The sequence below is a fragment of the Tistrella mobilis genome, from assembly GCF_041468085.1.
GTDB classification, from domain to species: Bacteria; Pseudomonadota; Alphaproteobacteria; order Tistrellales; family Tistrellaceae; genus Tistrella; species Tistrella mobilis_A.
Window position 1 is genome coordinate 606,133 of the sequence record NZ_CP121017.1, and the last position, 16,007, is coordinate 622,139.

Consider the following 16,007-nt stretch of genomic DNA (forward strand, 5'->3'; position numbering starts at 1 on the left):
CGGGCCGGTTTCGGGGCCGGCGCACCCTTTCCGGACGGGCGGCGCGATCTAGCTTGCCTGTCGTGATGACGAGGTCCGGCGGGAGCGTTTCGATGACGGATATTCTTGATGCAGATGCGGCCCCGGTGCTGATTTACGGTGCCACGGGCGGTGTGGGATCGGCCCTGGCCCGAATGCTCGCCGCAGAGGGGCGGGCGCTGATCCTGTCGGGCCGGGACGAGGATCGCCTGGCGCGGCTGGGGCGCGAGCTGGGCGTCCGGACGGTGCCGGCCGACGTGACCGGGGCCGGCGCTGCAGCCGGGGCGGCGAAGGCCGCAGCGGAACTGGCCGGCGGCCGGCTGGGCGGGCTTGCCTATTGCGTGGGCTCCATCGCGCTGAAGCCGGTGCACCGGGCAAGCGCCGCGGATTTCATCGAGGCCTTCCGGCTGAACGTGGTGGGTGCCGCCGAAGCGGTGTCGGGCGCCCTGCCGGCGCTGAAGGCGGCCGGCGGGTCCGTGGTGCTGGTGTCGACGGTGGCGGTGGCGCACGGCTTCCCGAACCATGCGGTGATCGCGGCCGCCAAGGGCGGGGTGGAGGGGCTGACACGGTCGCTTGCGGCCGAACTTGCGCCCCGGGTGCGGGTGAACGCGGTGGCGCCGAGCCTGATCCGCACGCCGATGTCGGAGGCGATCACCCGCAACGAGGCCATGGCCGAGGCCCTGGCCGGCCTGCACCCCATGCGCCGGCTGGGCGAGGCTGAGGATGTGGCGGCGATGATGGCCCTGCTGCTTTCCTCTCGCGCCGGCTGGATCACCGGCCAGGTGATCGCGATCGACGGCGGGCGCGGCGCCCTGCATGTGAAGAGCTGACGCGGCATGGCCGGCACGCTTCGCCTGGTGCTGGGCGACCAGCTGACCCGTGGCCTGACCGCGCTCGACGGCGCGGTGCCGGGCGCCGACGAGGTCGTGCTGATGGCCGAGGTTGCGGAAGAGGCGACCCATGTGCCGTCCAGCCGGGTGCGGATCGCGCTCTTCCTCTCGGCCATGCGCCATTTCGCCGGGGATCTGGCGGCGGAGGGGCTGGCCGTCGACTATGTGGCACTGGATGATCCCGCAAACACCGGCAGCCTGGCGGGAGAGCTTGCCCGCGCCATTGCCCGTCATGCACCCCGGCGGGTGGTGATGACGGAAGCCGGCGACTGGCGGGTGGAACAGGCGCTGATCCGGGCGGCCGCGGGCGTGGATCTGGACATCCGCCCCGACACCCGTTTCCTGTGCAGCCGGAACGATTTCCGCGACTGGGCGGGCGGGCGCCGCCAGCTGCGGATGGAGCATTTCTACCGGATGATGCGCCGCCGGACCGGGCTGCTGATGGCGGAAGACGGCGACAGCCCGGCCGGCGACCGCTGGAATTTCGATGCCGAGAACCGCAAGCCCTTCGATGCGACGGCGGCGGGCGGGCGGCCGCCGACGCCGGCGGGCTTTCCACCCGATGACGTCACCCGGGCGGTGATCGGGCTGGTCGATGCGCGGTTCGGGGCCCATGTCGGCGACACGGCGGGTTTCGACTGGCCGGTGACCCGTGCCGATGCGCTGATGGCGCTGGAGGATTTCATCACCCGACGCCTGGCCCGTTTCGGGGATTATCAGGATGCGATGGCGGCGGGGGAGGAGGTGCTGTTCCATGCCCGGATCTCGCCCGCACTCAATCTGGGCCTGCTGGAACCGCTGGAGGTCTGCCGGCGGGCCGAGACCGCATGGGCGGAGGGGCGGGCGCCGCTCGCCGCGGTCGAGGGCTTCATCCGCCAGATCCTGGGCTGGCGGGAATATGTCCGCGGGATCTACTGGCTGGAGATGCCGGGCTATGCGGCGACCAATGCGCTTGATGCCCACCGCCCGTTGCCCTGGATGTACTGGTCGGGCGAGACCGACATGGCCTGCATGGCGGCGGCCCTGAGCCAGACGCTCCGCACCGGCTATGCCCATCATATTCAGCGGCTGATGGTGACGGGCAATTTTGCCCTGCTGACCGGCGCCCGGCCGGGCGAGGTCGCCGCCTGGTATCTGGCGGTCTATGCCGATGCGGTGGACTGGGTGGAGCTGCCCAATGTCCAGGGCATGGCGCTTCATGCCGATGGCGGGCGGATGGCGAGCAAGCCCTATGCGGCGGGGGCCGGCTATATCTCGCGCATGTCGGACCATTGCAGCGGCTGCCGCTATGATCCGAAGCGGCCGACCGGTGATGGCGCCTGCCCGTTCAATGCGCTCTACTGGGATTTCCTGATCCGCAACCGTCGGGTGCTGGGCGGCAATCCGCGGCTGGCGCTGGCCTATCGCTCGCTCGACCGGATGGCGCCGGCGCGCGTGGCTGCGCTGGGCCGCCAGGCCGCGGATTTCCTGGCCCATCTGGACCGGCACGGCAGCGACCGGGGCTTCGGCCGGCCGACGGGCGCCCCGACGGATACCACAGGGGATCTTTTCGCATGACCGACCGGATGGATGCCGGGCTGGACGCGTGGTGCAGCTTTTTCGAGACCCTGTCGCCTGAAAACCTGAACCGGATCGGGGATCTGGCGGTGGCGGAACTGCGCTTCGCCGACCCGTTCAACGACGTGACCGGGCGCGACCGGGTGCGGGCGTTGCTGGCCCATATGTTCGAGACGCTGGAGGCGCCGCGCTTCGAGGTGACGGCGCGTGCCCGCGACGGGGCCCGGGGCCTGCTCCGCTGGCGGTTCACCGCCCGGCGCAAGGGCGGCACGCAGCCCTTCACCCTGGAGGGTATGAGCGAGGTGACGCTGGCGGAAGACGGGCGGGTGGCGGCCCATATCGACCATTGGGACCCGGCGGCGCAGCTTTACGAGCGGGTGCCGGTGCTGGGGGCGGTGCTGCGGATGATCCGGCGCCGGCTGGCGGCCCCCGTCTGATCAGCCCCTCACCGCCCGATCACCCCTTCACCATGCGGGCCGAGAGCGCCAGCCACCAGCGGCTGGGCAGGATCCGGGCGGCGACCAGAAGGCCGGTGAAGCGTTTCGGGAAATGGATGTGGAAGCGGCGCGAGGCCAGGCCGTCGCGCATCGCCCGGGCGGCGGCTTCGGGCTCGATCATCGCCGGCATGCGGAAATCGTTCATGTCGGTCAGCCGGGTGCGGACGAAGCCGGGATTGACCACCCGGACGTCGATGCCGCGCGGTGCCAGTTCCACCGCCAGGGTTTCGGCCAGATTGCAGAGCCCTGCCTTGGAGGCGCCGTAACCGATCGCCCGCGGCAGGCCGCGATAGGCGGAGGCGCTGGCGGTGAGGGCAAGCTGTGGTGCGTTGCCGCGTTCGAGCAGGGGCAGGGCGGCGGCGGTGACCCTGAGACCGCCGGTCAGGTTGACCTCGATCATCTTCGCGGCCTTTTCGACATCGAATGTGTCGATGCCCATCGGCCAGTAGATGCCGGCGGTATAGATCACATGGTCGACGGCGCCCCAGGCGGCCTCCAGACGGGCGGCGGCGGCCGTGAGGGCGGCCTGATCGGTGGCATCCACCGGCAGGGCCAGCGCCTCGGGGCCAAGTTCGCGGGCCAGGGCCTCGATCTCGTCCGCGCGGCGGGCGCTGACCGCGAGCCTCGCACCATCGGCGGCAAGCAGGCGGGCCAGCTCGCGGCCGATGCCGTCGCTGGCGCCGATCAGCCAGACCCGGCGGCCCTGCCAGCTTTCCAGCCGGCGGAGCAGGGGGGCGGTGCCTCGTCGGTCATCGGCCATGGGCCATCTCCACCTGGACCACATCGATGCGGCCGGTTTCGAAACCGGCGGCGCAGTAGGCGAGGTAGTACCGCCAGAGCCGGATGAAGCGGGTGTCGAAACCCGCCGCCAGCACCCGGGCGCGGGCGGCATCGAAGCGGGCCAGCCAGGCGACCAGCGTGCGCGCGTAGTCGTGGCCGAAGGCGAACTCGTCGGTCACCCTGAGCCCGACGGCGGCGGCCTGGGCACGAATGACGGTGCGGGTCGGCAGCATGCCGCCGGGGAAGACATAGCGCTGGATGAAATCGGCCCCACGGCGGTAGCGCTGGTAGTGCCGCTCGTCGATGGTGATCGCCTGGACCAGCGCCCGGCCGCCCGGGGCCAGGCGGTCGGCCAGCGTGCGGAAATAGGTCGGCCACCAGCGCTCGCCCACCGCCTCGATCATCTCGATCGAAACGATGTGGTCGTAGCGGCCCTGAAGGTCGCGATAGTCCCGGAATTCCAGATGCGCCCGATCATCCCAGCCGCCGGCCCGGGCCCGGGCCCGGGCATGCTCCAGCTGGGCGCGGCTGATGGTGATGCCGTGGACCTGATGGCCGCGGGCGGCGGCGCGCTCGGCAAAGCCGCCCCAGCCGCAGCCGATCTCCAGCACCCGGCCGGGGCTGTCGCGCCCTGCTTCCGCCAGGGCGATCCGGTCGAGCAGGCGATCGTATTTGGCGGCCTGGGCGGCCGCCAGATCACCGGTTCCCTCTGGCCCGTAAATGCCGGAGGAATAGGTCATGCTCTCGTCGAGCCAGAGGGCGTAGAAGCTGTTGCCCAGGTCGTAATGGGCGTGGATGTTGCGCTTCGAGCCGCGCCGGCTGTTGCGGCGGAACAGGGCATGGGCCATCCAGCCCAGCAGGCGGGCGGTGCGCCCGCCCGAGAAGCCGCGGGCGATCGCCTCTTCATTGCGGGCGAGCAGGGTGAGCAGGGCGACCAGATCGTCGGTGTCGACCGCGCCGTCCATATAGGCCTCGGCAAAGCCCACCGCGCCGCGCTTCAGGCAACGGCGGACCACCGACCAGTCGGTAAGGCGCAGCACCGCGTGTTCACCGGGCGTGGCACCGCGGGCGGTGACCTTGTGCCCGTCCGGCAGGATGACCGTCAGCTCGCCCACGGCCCAGCGCCCCAGGATGCCGCTGAAGAAGCCCGGCAGATCCAGACCGGCGAGGCCGGCGGGGCCTGCGAAACCGCTTCCCGGGGACAGGCTGTCCGTGCTCATCGGGTCGTCTCCTCCATCGGTGGGGCCGGGCGGCGGTGAAATCTGGTGCCGCGCAGCCAGAGCCTGAGCGCCTGCCAGTGGATCCGCGCCACCACCGACAGCGTCATCACCGGCATCGAGGCCAGCAGCCGGGCGGCATTGGCGAGATCCAGCGGTCGGCGCGTCAGGGTGACGGCGGTCAGCAGCAGCGGGCCGGCCGCATCATGATAATCGATGGCCGCCGAGATCACTTTGTCTTCCATCCGGAAGCGGAAGACGTAATGGCCCTCGACGGCGCAGAAAGGTGAAACGTGGAACACCTTGCGGGCCTGGATCCGGTCGTGCGCGTCGATCGGCCGGCCGTCGTCATGGGCCACGAGATAATTGTGCCGGTCGCCGAAGGTGTTGTTGACCTCGGCCAGCACCGCCCGTAAACGGCCGTCGCCATCCCGGACGAACCAGAAGCTGACCGGGTTGAAGACATGGCCGAAGACCCGGGGATGGGTCATCAGCAGCACGTCGTCCGTGCCCAGATGGCCCAGATCGAACCGGTTCAGAATGTCCTGAAGCCAGGGCCGCCAGGGGCTGCCGTCGCGGGGGCCGTGATCGCGGGTGAGCAGGGCGAGCGGGCGCAGACGGTCCACGCCGAACAGGGCGTTGCCGGCCCGGTCGATCTGGTCCAGGGGCAGGGCGACGTAGAAAGCCGGATAGACGAAGGCGTTCTCCCGCGGCCGTAGCCGCCGGTGCATGACCTTCGCCGATCCGAGCCCGCCTTCGATCCTCATGCGGCCTCCGGTGGCAGCGGCGAATGAACCGTCACGGGTTCAGGATGGGGATGGTGCGGAAACAAATCCAGCGTCCGGGCGACAGAAGCTTGGGATCATTCCGCAGCCAGGGCCCAGCGGTGGCTCGACGCCTCGATCCGCGCGGGCAGGGCGCTCAGGGCCGGCAGGCGGCGCATGGTCGCCTCGCCCAGCAGTTCCGGCCAGGGCAGATCGGCACCGGCCATCACCGCCGCCGCAAGGCCGCTGGCACAGGCATCCTCGTGGAAGCCGAAGCCGAAATGCGCCCCGGCGAACCAGACCCCGCCATCCCCCTGGATCCCGGCCAGGGCCGGCTGGGCCGCGATGGCGGCGGCATCGAACACCGGATGGGCATAGGTGATGTCGGCGATCACCTCGCGCGGCTCCACCGGGGGGTTCAGGGTCACGAAGATGTCGGTGCCGGTTGCAAGCGGCTGCAGGCGGTTCATCCAGTAGCTGACCGCCAGCTGTTCGGTGCCGCTGCCGTCGGCATGCCCCAGATAGTTCCAGGACGCCCAGGCCCGGCGCCGGCGGGGCATCAGCCGGGGGTCACGGTGCAGCACCGCGCGGTTGGGCTGATAGCCGAAGGCCCCCAGAACCCGACGCTCGGCAGCATCCGGCCGGTCGAGCAGGGCCAGCGCCTCGTCGGCATGGGTGGCGAGGATGACGGCCGAGTAGGTCTCGGCCATGCGGCCGCGGCATTTCACCATCGGCCCCGCAGGGCTGCGGATCACCGCTTCCACACCGGCCGAGGTTTCGAGCGTGATGAGAGGATGGGCCAGGATCTGATCGGCATAGCTGCGCGTGCCGCCGGCGACCGTGCGCCAGACCGGCCGGCCGCGATAGTCGAGCAGGGCATGGTTGCGGAAGAAGCGCACGAAGCTTTCGGCGGGAAAGTCCAGCAGGGTCGCGATCGGCGCCGACCAGATCGCCGCGCCCATCGGCAGCAGATAGCGGCGGGCGAAATCGGTCGAGAAACCGTTGCGGTCCAGGAACCGCCCCAGGCTTTCGGTGCCGTCGACGGCCAGAGCCGGGGCCTGACGGTTGAAGCGGTGCATGTCGCGCAGCATCCGCCAATGGCCCATGTCGATCAGGTTGCGGCGGGCGGCGAACAGACCGGCGGCACTGCCGCGATATTCATAGGCGCCACCCGCGAGGCTGACCGAGAACGACATGTCGCTGGCCGCGGTGGTGGTGCCGAGGGCGTCGAACAGCCGGACCAGGTTCGGATAGTTGCGCTCGTTATAGACGATGAAGCCGGTATCGACCGGCACCGGATGGGGGCTGCCCAGCGCCGGGCCGACATCGATGGTGTTGATATGGCCGCCGGCGCGGGGCTCGCGCTCCATCAGGACGACCGGACGGCCGGAGCGGGCCAGCGCCCAGGCGGCGGCGAGCCCGGCTCCGCCGGCGCCGATCACCGCCACCGGCCGGAGGCGTTCGGCGGTCCCGCCCGCCTGCTCGATCTCGTTCAGACCGTACATCCGGTTCACTCCTTGCGGGTCTGCGCATAACCCGCGAGCGCACGCTCACGGGCCTGATCGTGATCGACGATCGGGGCGGGATAGGTATGGCCGGGTTTGATGCCGGCGGCGACGAGGACGGAGGCAGGGGCCGTCCAGGGTTTGTGGAGATAGCGGTCGGGCAGTTTTGCAATCTCGGGCACCCAGCGGCGGACATAGGCGCCCTCGCCGTCGAACCGCTCGCCCTGAAGCACCGGGTTGAAGATCCGGAAATAGGGGGCGGCATCGGCGCCGGTGCCGGCCGACCATTGCCAGCTGGCGGTGTTGCTGGCCGGATCGGCATCGACCAGCGTGTCCCAGAACCACGCCTCGCCCGGCTTCCACCAGATCATCAGATGCTTGACCAGGAAGGAGGCGACCACCATCCGCACCCGGTTGTGCATCCAGCCCGTGTGCCAGAGCTGGCGCATGCCGGCATCGACGATCGGATAGCCGGTCCGGCCGCGCTGCCAGGCATCAAGGGCTGCCGCATCCTCGCGCCAGGGAAAGCCCGCCAGCTGGTCCTTGAGATCGCGCGCCGGCAGGTGCGGGAAATGATGCAGCAGGTGATAGCTGAATTCGCGCCAGCCCAGTTCGGTGAGGAAGGTTTCGGCCGAGGCCCGGGCCGGACCGGTAAGGCCGTGCGCCTCGATGGCGTGATGCACCGCATGCCAGACCGTGCGCGGACCGATCTCGCCGAAGCGCAGATGCGGCGACAGTCGCGAGGTCGTCTCTCCCGCCGGCAGGTCGCGATCGGGCTTGTAGCCGGTGAGCGCCTTGTCCAGGAAGCGGGCCAGACGGTCGCGGGCACCGGCCGATCCGGGTGTCCAGCTGGCGGCGATGCCGCCCGCCCAGCCGGTCCGCGGCAGCAGGTTCAGAGAGGCGAGCGGCACGCCTTCCGGCGCGTCTTCAACCAGGTCCAGCCGGTCGGGTGCGGGCAGAGGCGGCGGGATTTCACCCGCCTCGCGCGCTGCGCGCCAGAAGGGGGTGAAGACCTGATAGGGGCCGCCGGTCTTCGTCGCGATCGTCCAGGGTTCGTGAAGCAGCAGGGCGTTGTGGCCGGCCATATGAACGCCGTCGGCCTTGAGGCGACCGGCGATCGCCCGGTCGCGGGCGGCACCTTCGGGATCATAGACCCGGTTGACCAGCACGGCCCCGGCACCGATCCGGCGGGCGAGCGCCGGGATCTCGCGCGCCGCCGGCCCTTTCAGCAGCAGCAGCCGCCCCCCGATCGCCCGCAGATCGCCATCGAGTGCAGCCAGTGACCCGTGCAGCCACCAGCGGGCGGCCCCCCCGAGCGGGCGCGGCGCCGGCACATCGTCATGGGCCGGGTCGTCGTCTTCATGGACATAGACGCAGACCAGCCGGTTACCGCTCCGGGCGCCGCGATGAAGCGCCGGATTGTCGGCGATGCGCAGATCCTGGCGGAACCAGACGATCAGGGGACGATCGGTCATCGGGCCTCGGCGGACAGGGACATGTCGGGCATGCCGGCGCGCCGGCATGGTTCATGTCACTATACGGCCCGGCTCCGGTGCCGGATCACCCAATTCGGCGGCAGGGCGCCCCGGTCAGCGGCGGGCGGCCCGGGGCGCCCGGGTGGTGAGCACCAGCCCGGCGAGGATTGCGATGCCGCCGGCCAGATGATGGGGCCCCAGCCTTTCGCCCAGGAACAGCATGCTCCAGATCGGCGTCAGGATCGGCATCAGATGCATGAACAGACCCGCCCGGTTCGGGCCGATCTTCGCCACCGCGCCGTTCCAGAGAATATAGGCGATGATCGAGGGGAAGATCGCGACATAGGCGACCGCCGCGATGGTGGTGGCCGAGACGACCGGCAGCCGGCCGTCGGCCACCTCGGTCAGCGCCAGCGGCAGAAGGGCGAGCATGCCGATCAGCATATTGGCCCAGAGCAGCGAGAAGGGGTGCAGCCAGGCCGGCTTGAAGCGCAGCGCCACCGAATAGACACCCCAGGAAAGCGTGGCCCCCAGGATCCAGAGATCACCCGCACCGATCTGCAGATGCAGCAGGGCCATGGGGTCGCCACCCGCCACGATATAGGCCACGCCGCAGAACGAGACGATGATCCCCGCCAGCTGATGGCGGCCCAGCCGGTCGACGCCGGCCAGTGCCGCCATCACCGCGATCGCGATCGGCATGGTGGCGTTCAGCAGCACCGCATTGATGGCGGTGGTCCGTTCCAGCGCCAGATAGACGAAGGTGTTGTAGCCGGCAACCGAGGTCAGCCCCATCAGCAGCAGCTTGGGCCAGGCGCGAAGCAGGCCCGCGCGATCGCGCAGCACATGCGGCCAGGCGATCAGGCTGAACAGCAGGAAGGCGAAGAACCAGCGCAGGAAAGAGAGCGTGAGCGGCGGCACCTGCCCGGCCACCGCCCGGCCGACCACGAAATTGAACGACCAGAAGGTCACGGTCAGCACCAGCGCCGCCATGGCGCGACGGCGGGCGGAGGCGTCGACCACGGTGTCGGTCGCGGGGCGGGGGGTATCCGATGCCACCTTGAGGATCTTCCCGAAACACTGTGGCGCCGGCTGCCGGGGCGCCTGAACGACATGAGGCGCCGAACCTTAACGGGTCGGCGCCTCATGGTCGAGACCGGGCTGTGGCAAGTCCCCGAACCGACGGCACGACGTCCGGGATATGCTGCACTGCAGCACGGGCTGTGCGGGGGATGGGAACTGCCGGAACGGAGATCCGTTCAGCGGGCGGCGAGACCGCCATTGGTGCCCTGGTGGCCGCCGAACAGGCGGCCGATGCGGGCAATGAGGTTGTCGATCGACCGGGCGAAGGCGCGGGCGCGCATCTGGCGGGCTTCGCGGATCAGCGCGTCGATTTCGTCCTGAGAGGGGATCTGGGCAATCTTGGTGGCGGCCATGGGAGGCACTCCGGTTTCAGTCGGCTCCGGGGCGTCCGTGACTGTCGGGCGCCGCACCGGAGCGGTCGTGTTCGATGACTGAAAGGTAGGCCCGCAGGGCCGGTTTGCCCAATGCGCCTTTTGCAATGCAGCACATACTTCCGGACGTATCCTGGGGTGCCTCCGCCTCAGCGCTTGCTGCCGCCCGGAGCGATGCCGGCGGCGGCGAGCGCCGCCGGTACATGCCGCTGCATGATCATCGCGATGACCTTTTCGCGCCCGCCGGCAAAGATGTTGGGCAGGGCGATATCGACCTCGACCCGGCCGTCATCCAGCCGGCGCCCGCCGGAGCCGAACAGCCGGGCGGGCCCCGGGCGGCCGGTATGGATGGTGGGGTCGATCCTGACCGCGAGCACGATGCCCATGAACCAGGCGCCGAGGGCCGAGCGGCGCATCTGGACATCGGCCCAGGGGATCGGGCGGTCGCTGCCGAGGAAGGGCGCGATCAGCCCGTCGGGGGCCAGCACCATCACCGGCCCCGGTCGGCGGACGAGATCGATCACCGTCCAGACCAGCATGCCGGCGATGCCGGCGAGCAGGGCCGAGAACACCAGCAGCGCCGCCGGATCCTCGATCGCGCCGCTGAGCCCCTGGACCGCGAACCAGGCGCAGGCGGCGATCCAGACCAGGCCGACCACCAGCAGGGTGGCGATGCGCATCGGGCTTTTGGCCACGGCGACCTCGGGAAAAGGCGCGGTCTTTGCGCGTCGGGTCATGATGCCGCCTCTTCGGATGTGCCTGCTTCTTTCGACGACCCTGCCTCTTTCGACGATCCTGCCCCGGCCGTCTCGGGCTCGGCACTCTGCTGCGCCCAGAGCCGGGCATAAAGCCCGCCTGCGGCGACCAGCTCGTCGTGCCGGCCCTGTTCGACCGCCCGGCCGTCTTCCATCACCACGATCAGATCGGCATCGACGATGGTCGACAGGCGGTGGGCGATGACCAGCATGGTGCGGCCGCGTCCGGCCAGCGCCAGCCCGTCGCGGATGGCGGCTTCGGTGCGGGTGTCGAGGGCGGAGGTCGCCTCGTCGAAGATCAGGATCGGCGGATCCTTGAGCAGCGCGCGGGCGATCGCCACCCGCTGCTTCTCTCCGCCCGAAAGTTTGAGCCCGCGTTCACCCACCCGCGTCTCCAGCCCGTCGGGCAGGCTGGCGAGCAGAGGGCCCAGCGCCGCGCGGTCGAGCACGGCGCGGATCTCGTCGGGCCTGGCCTCGGGGCGGCCATAGGCGACGTTGTAGCCGAGGGTGTCGTTGAACAGCACGGGATCCTGCGGAACCATGCCGATCGCGGCGCGCAGGCTTTCCTGGGCGACCGCCCCGATCTCCTGCCCGTCGACCAGGATCCGGCCGGAACCGGGGTCGAAGAAGCGGAACATCAGCCGCGAGACGGTCGACTTGCCGGCGCCCGAGGGCCCGACGATGGCGACGGTGCTGCCGGCGCGGGCGGTGAAGCTCAACCCTTTCAGGATCGGCCGGCGCGGATCATAGCCGAAGACGACGTCTTCGAACCGGATCTCGCCACCGGTGACCCGAAGCGGCGGGGCGTCCGGGCGATCGGCGACCTCTGGCGCCACCGCCGCCAGCGAGAACATGGTTTCCATATCGGTCAGCGACTGGCGCAGCTGCCTGTAGACGAAACCCAGCACGTTGAGCGGCACGTAAAGCTGGATCAGATAGGCGTTGACCGCCACGAAGTCGCCGATGGTCATGCTGCCGTCGGCGATGCCGCTGGCCGCCAGAAGCATGATCGCGACCAGGCCGGAGGCGATGATCAGCCCCTGGCCGACATTGAGACCCGAGAGCGAGAGCTGGGCGCGCACCGCCGCGGTTTCATAGGCGGCGAGCGCTCGGTCGTAGCGCTCGGCCTCGCGGGTTTCGGCCCCGAAATACTTCACCGTCTCGTAGTTGAGCAGGCTGTCCATCGCCCGGCCGCCGGCTTCCTGGTCGCGTTCGTTCATCACCCGGCGATGGACGACTCGCAGTTCCGAGACCCGGATGGTGAAGGCGACATAGATGCCGACGGTGGCGAGCGTCACCGCCGCGAATCGCCAGTCATAGAGCCGCCAGAGCACCACCGCGACCAGGCAGAGTTCGATCAGCGTCGGCACGATGCTGAACAGCACGGTGGAGAGCAGGAACTGGATACCCTGAACACCGCGTTCGATGGCGCGGGCCAGCGCCCCGGTGCGCCGTTCCAGATGAAAGCGCAGGCTCAGGCGGTGAAGATGGCGGAAAACGTCGAGCCCGGCGGCGCGGGTCGCGTTCTGCGCGACGCGGGCGAAAACCGCATCGCGGACATCGCCCAGCGCCTGGCCGGCCAGACGCGCCACGCCATAGGCCACGATCAGCATCACCGGCACGGTGACCGCGGTTGCGGCCGTGCCGGCCCCGGTGCCCAGCGCATCGACCGCCTGTTTGTAGAACAGCGGCACGGTCAGCATCGCCGCCTTGGCGCCGACCAGCGCCAGCAGGGCGAGCACCACGCGCATCTTCATGTCGGTGCGGCCGCGCGGCCAGAGATAGGGCAGCAGGTCGCGGGCGGCGGCGAATTGCGGTCGTTCTACCGGTGCCGGCGGCAGATCGGCGGGCAGACCCCCGCCGCGGCGCATGCCACGGCTCATGCCGCGGGTCCGGCGTGGGGGCTGGTGGTCGTCAGGGTGTCTCGATCTGCGAACATCGGGCCTTCATGGGGGCTGGGGCGTTCCGCGGCGGCGGTGGCGGGATCGAGGCGCCGGATCTGCACCAGACAGGTCTGGGCGGCCGGCGCCTGGGCGATCGGCGAAGAGCCGGCATCGCGGGTCAGCAGGTTGGGATTGCCGTGGCGGCAGACCGGCCGGCCGGCGGCATCCTTCAGGGTGGGGGAGGGATCATACCAGGCACCGGTCGGCAGGGCCGCGACACCGGGCATGATGTCGGTGGACAGGAGGGCGGCGGCAAGGCAGGCGCCGCGATCATTCCAGATCATCACGCAGTCGCCCTCGGCAATGCCGCGGGCGGCGGCATCGTCGGGATGCAGCATCACCCGCTCGCGCCCGTCATGCTTGGCCGCAAGCGAGTGGGCGGCGTGATCGAGCTGGCCATGCAGCCGCGTCGCCGGCTGGGGCGAGAGCAGATGCAGGGGGAAACGGGCGGTGAGGTCGCTGCCCGCCCATTCCGCCGGCGGCTGCCAGCAGGGATGGGCCGGAAGCCCCATGGCTGCGATCGCCTCTGACGCCAGTTCGATGCGCCCCGAGGGTGTCGGCAGCTTCCCGGCCTCGGGGTCGGCACGGAAGTGGGCGAGCCTTCCGGCGCGCTGTCGGGCTGCATCGGGCAGGGGCGCGGGGTCGATCCGCCCCAGGGCGCGCAGCCCGGCCAGATCGGGCAGGTCGGCCAGATCGGGCAGGTTGGGGGCGCCATTGCGGGCGCGATCCCAGAGCCGCGCGAGCCAGGCTTCGGCGTCGAGCCCGTCGTCGAAAGCGGCCCGGCAGCCCAGCCGGTCGGCGATCGCGGCCAGAATGGCATGATCGTCACGGGCCTCGCCCACCGGCGGCACCAGCGCATCGGCGGCGATGATCGTGGGGCCCTGCAGGCCGCCCGCGATATCGGCGCGTTCCAGCGGCCCGGTGGCGGGCAGGACCAGATCGGCGCGGCGCGCCGTCTGGGTCCAGACCATGTCCTGCACGATGATGGTCCGCGGCACCGCCCAGGCCCGGATCAGCCGGTTCAGATCCTGGTGATGGTGGAAGGGGTTGCCGCCCGCCCACCAGACCAGCCGGATATCGGGGGCGGTGATCCGGCGGCCGTCGTGATGGATGGTGGCGCCGGGGGCGAGCAGGATGTCGGCGAAGCGCGAGACCGGCACCTCCATGCCCTGAGGGTTGGGCAGCGCCCCGATCAGCCCGGGGCGACGGCCGGTCTGGGGCAGGCCGAAGCCGCCGCCGGCGCCATAGCCGATGCCGACGCCACCGCCGGGCAGGCCGATCTGGCCCAGGGCTGCCGCCAGGGCATGGGCGGCCCAGACCGCCATCTCGCCGTTCTGGTGGCGCTGAACGCCCCAGGCCATGGCGATCAGCGCCCGGCGGCCCGCGAGCCTTCTGGCAAGGGCGGTGATGGCGGCATCCGGGATGCCGGTGATGCCGGCGGCCCAGGCCGGGGTTTTGGGCGCAGTGCCGTCGCGGCCCAGGATATGGGCTTCCAGCACCGGCCAGCCATGGGTGAGGCGGTCGAGCGCCGGGCGATCGATCAGCCCGTCGGTGATCAGCGCATGGAGCAGGGCCAGGATCAGCGCCACATCGGTACCGGGGCGGATCCGGACCCAGTCGGCACGGCCGGCCGCGGCGGCATCATCGGCGATCGGCGCCACGGTCACCATGTCGAGCCCGCGATCGAGCGCGCGGGCGAGTGCCGCGCCCACCCGATGGCCCGGGATGCCGCCCCAGTCGAGCTGGGTGTTGCGCAGCGGGATGCCGCCGAAGCTGACCAGAATGTCGGTCGCGGTCGCGATCTCGTCCCAATCGGGGGCGGCGGCACCGGCGGCGGCGAAATCCAGCCCCAGAACATGCGGGATCATCCGCTCTGCCGCGCCGTGGGAATAGGTGCCGACCCCCATGGTGAAGCCGCCGGCGGCGGCCAGCAGCCGGTGCAGCTGGGCCCGGGCACGGTGGAACCAGCCGGCGGAGCCCCAGCCATAGCTGCCGCCATAGATGGCGGTGGGCCCGTGATCGCGATGGATGCGGGCGAGTTCCGCAGCCGCCAGATCCAGCGCCTCGTCCCAGGGCAGTTCCACGAAGGGCGCCGCGCCGCGCCCACTCCCTTCCGGATCGCGGCCCGCTTCCACCGCCGCAAGCCAGGTGCTGCGGGCGGCGGGGCGGCGGATGCGCAGCCGGTGATCGACCTCTGCCAGCGCCAGGCCGAGCGGCGTCGGCGCCGGATCCGCGGGATCGGGCGCAAGCTGCGGCCGGCCGGCCGCGTCCAGGCCGGCCTGATAGGGCCCGTAATGGGTCATCAGCCAGCGGGTCGGGTGTGCACCGGCGGGGTCCGGTTCGATGGAACGATCACTCATCCCCTCAGACTAGCTGCGGCTGCGGTCTGCTGGAAGCCTCCAGCTTTTCCCCCGTTCTGGTGGAGAAGTCTGTGGACAACGAGTCCAAACCCCTGACTCCATCCGAGTCGTTCAGGGGCTGCCTAAGAATCGGGCAGGTTGTGCCGGCTGTGGATCGGGCCGCCCGCCCGCGGTGCACAACATGCTGTTGCATCGCGATGAAGCGCTGATGAGGCCCGGCGCCGTGGGCTGTGGTACCGGGACAAAAAGAAAGCCCCGCTAGGCACGCGAACGCGCCGGGCGGGGCTCAAGTCAAGCATCAGCACCAATCGGGTAGGGTCCATCCGGGCACGGGCGCCAGAATGGACGGGATGCCGGGGAGTGGGAGCTGCCGCCGGCATCACGGCTACGACGGGCACTATAGGAAACGACGGGCACACGCGAAGTGACGGGCATCACAGCTGAAGTGACGTTCCCGAAAAGGCTGTGTAAAGCCGGTAACCGAAGCGTTGGGGAGGTGGTCGCGGCGTGCGCCGGGCAGGGCATCTGACCGGGGGCGGGCCGCGCTGGTGCCGGATGGGGGACTTGAACCCACAACCTTCCGCTTACAAGGCGGGTGCTCTGCCAATTGAGCTAATCCGGCAGCCGGCGCCGCATCGGGCCCGGGGCGCGTCCCGGCCGGAGCCGGGTACAGCCTGTGCGCGACGGCACCCGCACTACATACCGCGTGACGGTGACCGGGACAAGGCTACGAAGGTCGGAAAGATGAACGGGCGTTCATGTTCCTGACACCCGGCGGTGAGGGCGCGGCTG

The 16,007-nt window shown here is 70.5% G+C and carries 13 protein-coding genes and 1 tRNA gene; 3 read left to right on the forward strand and 11 right to left on the reverse strand.

Annotated features, from left to right (window positions below; genetic code table 11):
- The first annotated feature begins 92 nt into the window (after positions 1–92).
- From P7L68_RS08520 to P7L68_RS08530, 3 genes are read left to right on the forward strand one after another with little or no spacing between them, the layout of a single operon-like run.
- On the forward strand, positions 93–848 hold the full coding sequence (locus P7L68_RS08520) for an SDR family NAD(P)-dependent oxidoreductase (protein WP_372004173.1): 756 nt from the start codon (positions 93–95) through the stop codon (positions 846–848).
- Between the two features lie 6 nt (positions 849–854).
- Positions 855–2,465, forward strand: coding sequence for a cryptochrome/photolyase family protein (locus P7L68_RS08525; RefSeq protein ID WP_372004175.1), 1,611 nt, complete (start codon positions 855–857; stop codon positions 2,463–2,465).
- Positions 2,462–2,902 carry a nuclear transport factor 2 family protein gene (locus P7L68_RS08530; RefSeq protein WP_372004176.1) on the forward strand — a complete coding sequence of 147 codons (441 nt, stop codon included), beginning with the start codon at positions 2,462–2,464 and terminating at the stop codon, positions 2,900–2,902. The genes P7L68_RS08525 and P7L68_RS08530 overlap by 4 nt, the downstream gene beginning before the upstream one ends.
- 19 nt (positions 2,903–2,921) lie before the next feature.
- Here P7L68_RS08530 and P7L68_RS08535 read toward each other — a convergent pair whose 3' ends face one another.
- From P7L68_RS08535 to P7L68_RS08585, 11 genes are all read right to left on the reverse strand, one after another.
- Complete coding sequence (locus tag P7L68_RS08535) at positions 2,922–3,722, reverse strand: SDR family NAD(P)-dependent oxidoreductase (protein ID WP_372004178.1); 801 nt, start codon at positions 3,720–3,722, stop codon at positions 2,922–2,924.
- Entirely contained in the window at positions 3,712–4,962 is a 1,251-nt protein-coding gene (locus tag P7L68_RS08540; RefSeq protein ID WP_372004180.1) for a class I SAM-dependent methyltransferase, read from the reverse strand. Before P7L68_RS08540 ends, P7L68_RS08535 begins: the two co-directional genes overlap by 11 nt.
- Positions 4,959–5,726, reverse strand: coding sequence for a DUF1365 domain-containing protein (locus P7L68_RS08545; RefSeq protein WP_372004182.1), 768 nt, complete (start codon positions 5,724–5,726; stop codon positions 4,959–4,961). The genes P7L68_RS08540 and P7L68_RS08545 overlap by 4 nt, the downstream gene beginning before the upstream one ends.
- 95 nt (positions 5,727–5,821) lie before the next feature.
- On the reverse strand, positions 5,822–7,228 hold the full coding sequence (locus tag P7L68_RS08550) for an NAD(P)/FAD-dependent oxidoreductase (RefSeq protein WP_372004184.1): 1,407 nt from the start codon (positions 7,226–7,228) through the stop codon (positions 5,822–5,824).
- 5 nt (positions 7,229–7,233) lie between these two features.
- The gene (locus P7L68_RS08555) at positions 7,234–8,703 is read right to left on the reverse strand and encodes a deoxyribodipyrimidine photo-lyase (RefSeq protein WP_372004185.1); all 1,470 of its coding nucleotides are present in this window, start codon (positions 8,701–8,703) and stop codon (positions 7,234–7,236) included.
- Positions 8,704–8,817: 114 nt separating this feature from the next.
- Entirely contained in the window at positions 8,818–9,762 is a 945-nt protein-coding gene (locus P7L68_RS08560; RefSeq protein ID WP_372004187.1) for a DMT family transporter, read from the reverse strand.
- Between the two features lie 200 nt (positions 9,763–9,962).
- A complete protein-coding gene (locus P7L68_RS08565) occupies positions 9,963–10,139 on the reverse strand; it encodes an RSP_7527 family protein (RefSeq protein WP_372004189.1) in 177 nt (58 codons plus the stop codon).
- 167 nt (positions 10,140–10,306) lie between these two features.
- A complete protein-coding gene (locus P7L68_RS08570) occupies positions 10,307–10,894 on the reverse strand; it encodes a hypothetical protein (protein ID WP_372004191.1) in 588 nt (195 codons plus the stop codon).
- Positions 10,891–12,795 carry an ABC transporter ATP-binding protein/permease gene (locus P7L68_RS08575; RefSeq protein WP_372004193.1) on the reverse strand — a complete coding sequence of 635 codons (1,905 nt, stop codon included), beginning with the start codon at positions 12,793–12,795 and terminating at the stop codon, positions 10,891–10,893. The genes P7L68_RS08570 and P7L68_RS08575 overlap by 4 nt, the downstream gene beginning before the upstream one ends.
- A complete protein-coding gene (locus P7L68_RS08580; RefSeq protein ID WP_372004195.1) occupies positions 12,792–15,215 on the reverse strand; it encodes a molybdopterin-dependent oxidoreductase in 2,424 nt (807 codons plus the stop codon). The genes P7L68_RS08575 and P7L68_RS08580 overlap by 4 nt, the downstream gene beginning before the upstream one ends.
- A 546-nt stretch (positions 15,216–15,761) precedes the next feature.
- Positions 15,762–15,837 (reverse strand) — tRNA-Thr (locus P7L68_RS08585).
- Positions 15,838–16,007: the final 170 nt, after the last annotated feature.

Bases quoted from the DNA above. Each gene is read 5' to 3' on its own strand.
- P7L68_RS08520 (WP_372004173.1), top strand. From the start codon at position 93: ATGACGGATATTCTTGATGCAGATGCGGCCCCGGTGCTGATTTACGGT.
- P7L68_RS08525 (WP_372004175.1), top strand. From the start codon at position 855: ATGGCCGGCACGCTTCGCCTGGTGCTGGGCGACCAGCTGACCCGTGGC.
- P7L68_RS08530 (WP_372004176.1), top strand. From the start codon at position 2,462: ATGACCGACCGGATGGATGCCGGGCTGGACGCGTGGTGCAGCTTTTTC.
- P7L68_RS08535 (WP_372004178.1), bottom strand. From the start codon at position 3,722: ATGGCCGATGACCGACGAGGCACCGCCCCCCTGCTCCGCCGGCTGGAA.
- P7L68_RS08540 (WP_372004180.1), bottom strand. From the start codon at position 4,962: ATGAGCACGGACAGCCTGTCCCCGGGAAGCGGTTTCGCAGGCCCCGCC.
- P7L68_RS08545 (WP_372004182.1), bottom strand. From the start codon at position 5,726: ATGAGGATCGAAGGCGGGCTCGGATCGGCGAAGGTCATGCACCGGCGG.
- P7L68_RS08550 (WP_372004184.1), bottom strand. From the start codon at position 7,228: ATGTACGGTCTGAACGAGATCGAGCAGGCGGGCGGGACCGCCGAACGC.
- P7L68_RS08555 (WP_372004185.1), bottom strand. From the start codon at position 8,703: ATGACCGATCGTCCCCTGATCGTCTGGTTCCGCCAGGATCTGCGCATC.
- P7L68_RS08565 (WP_372004189.1), bottom strand. From the start codon at position 10,139: ATGGCCGCCACCAAGATTGCCCAGATCCCCTCTCAGGACGAAATCGAC.
- P7L68_RS08570 (WP_372004191.1), bottom strand. From the start codon at position 10,894: ATGACCCGACGCGCAAAGACCGCGCCTTTTCCCGAGGTCGCCGTGGCC.
- P7L68_RS08575 (WP_372004193.1), bottom strand. From the start codon at position 12,795: ATGAGCCGTGGCATGCGCCGCGGCGGGGGTCTGCCCGCCGATCTGCCG.
- P7L68_RS08580 (WP_372004195.1), bottom strand. From the start codon at position 15,215: ATGAGTGATCGTTCCATCGAACCGGACCCCGCCGGTGCACACCCGACC.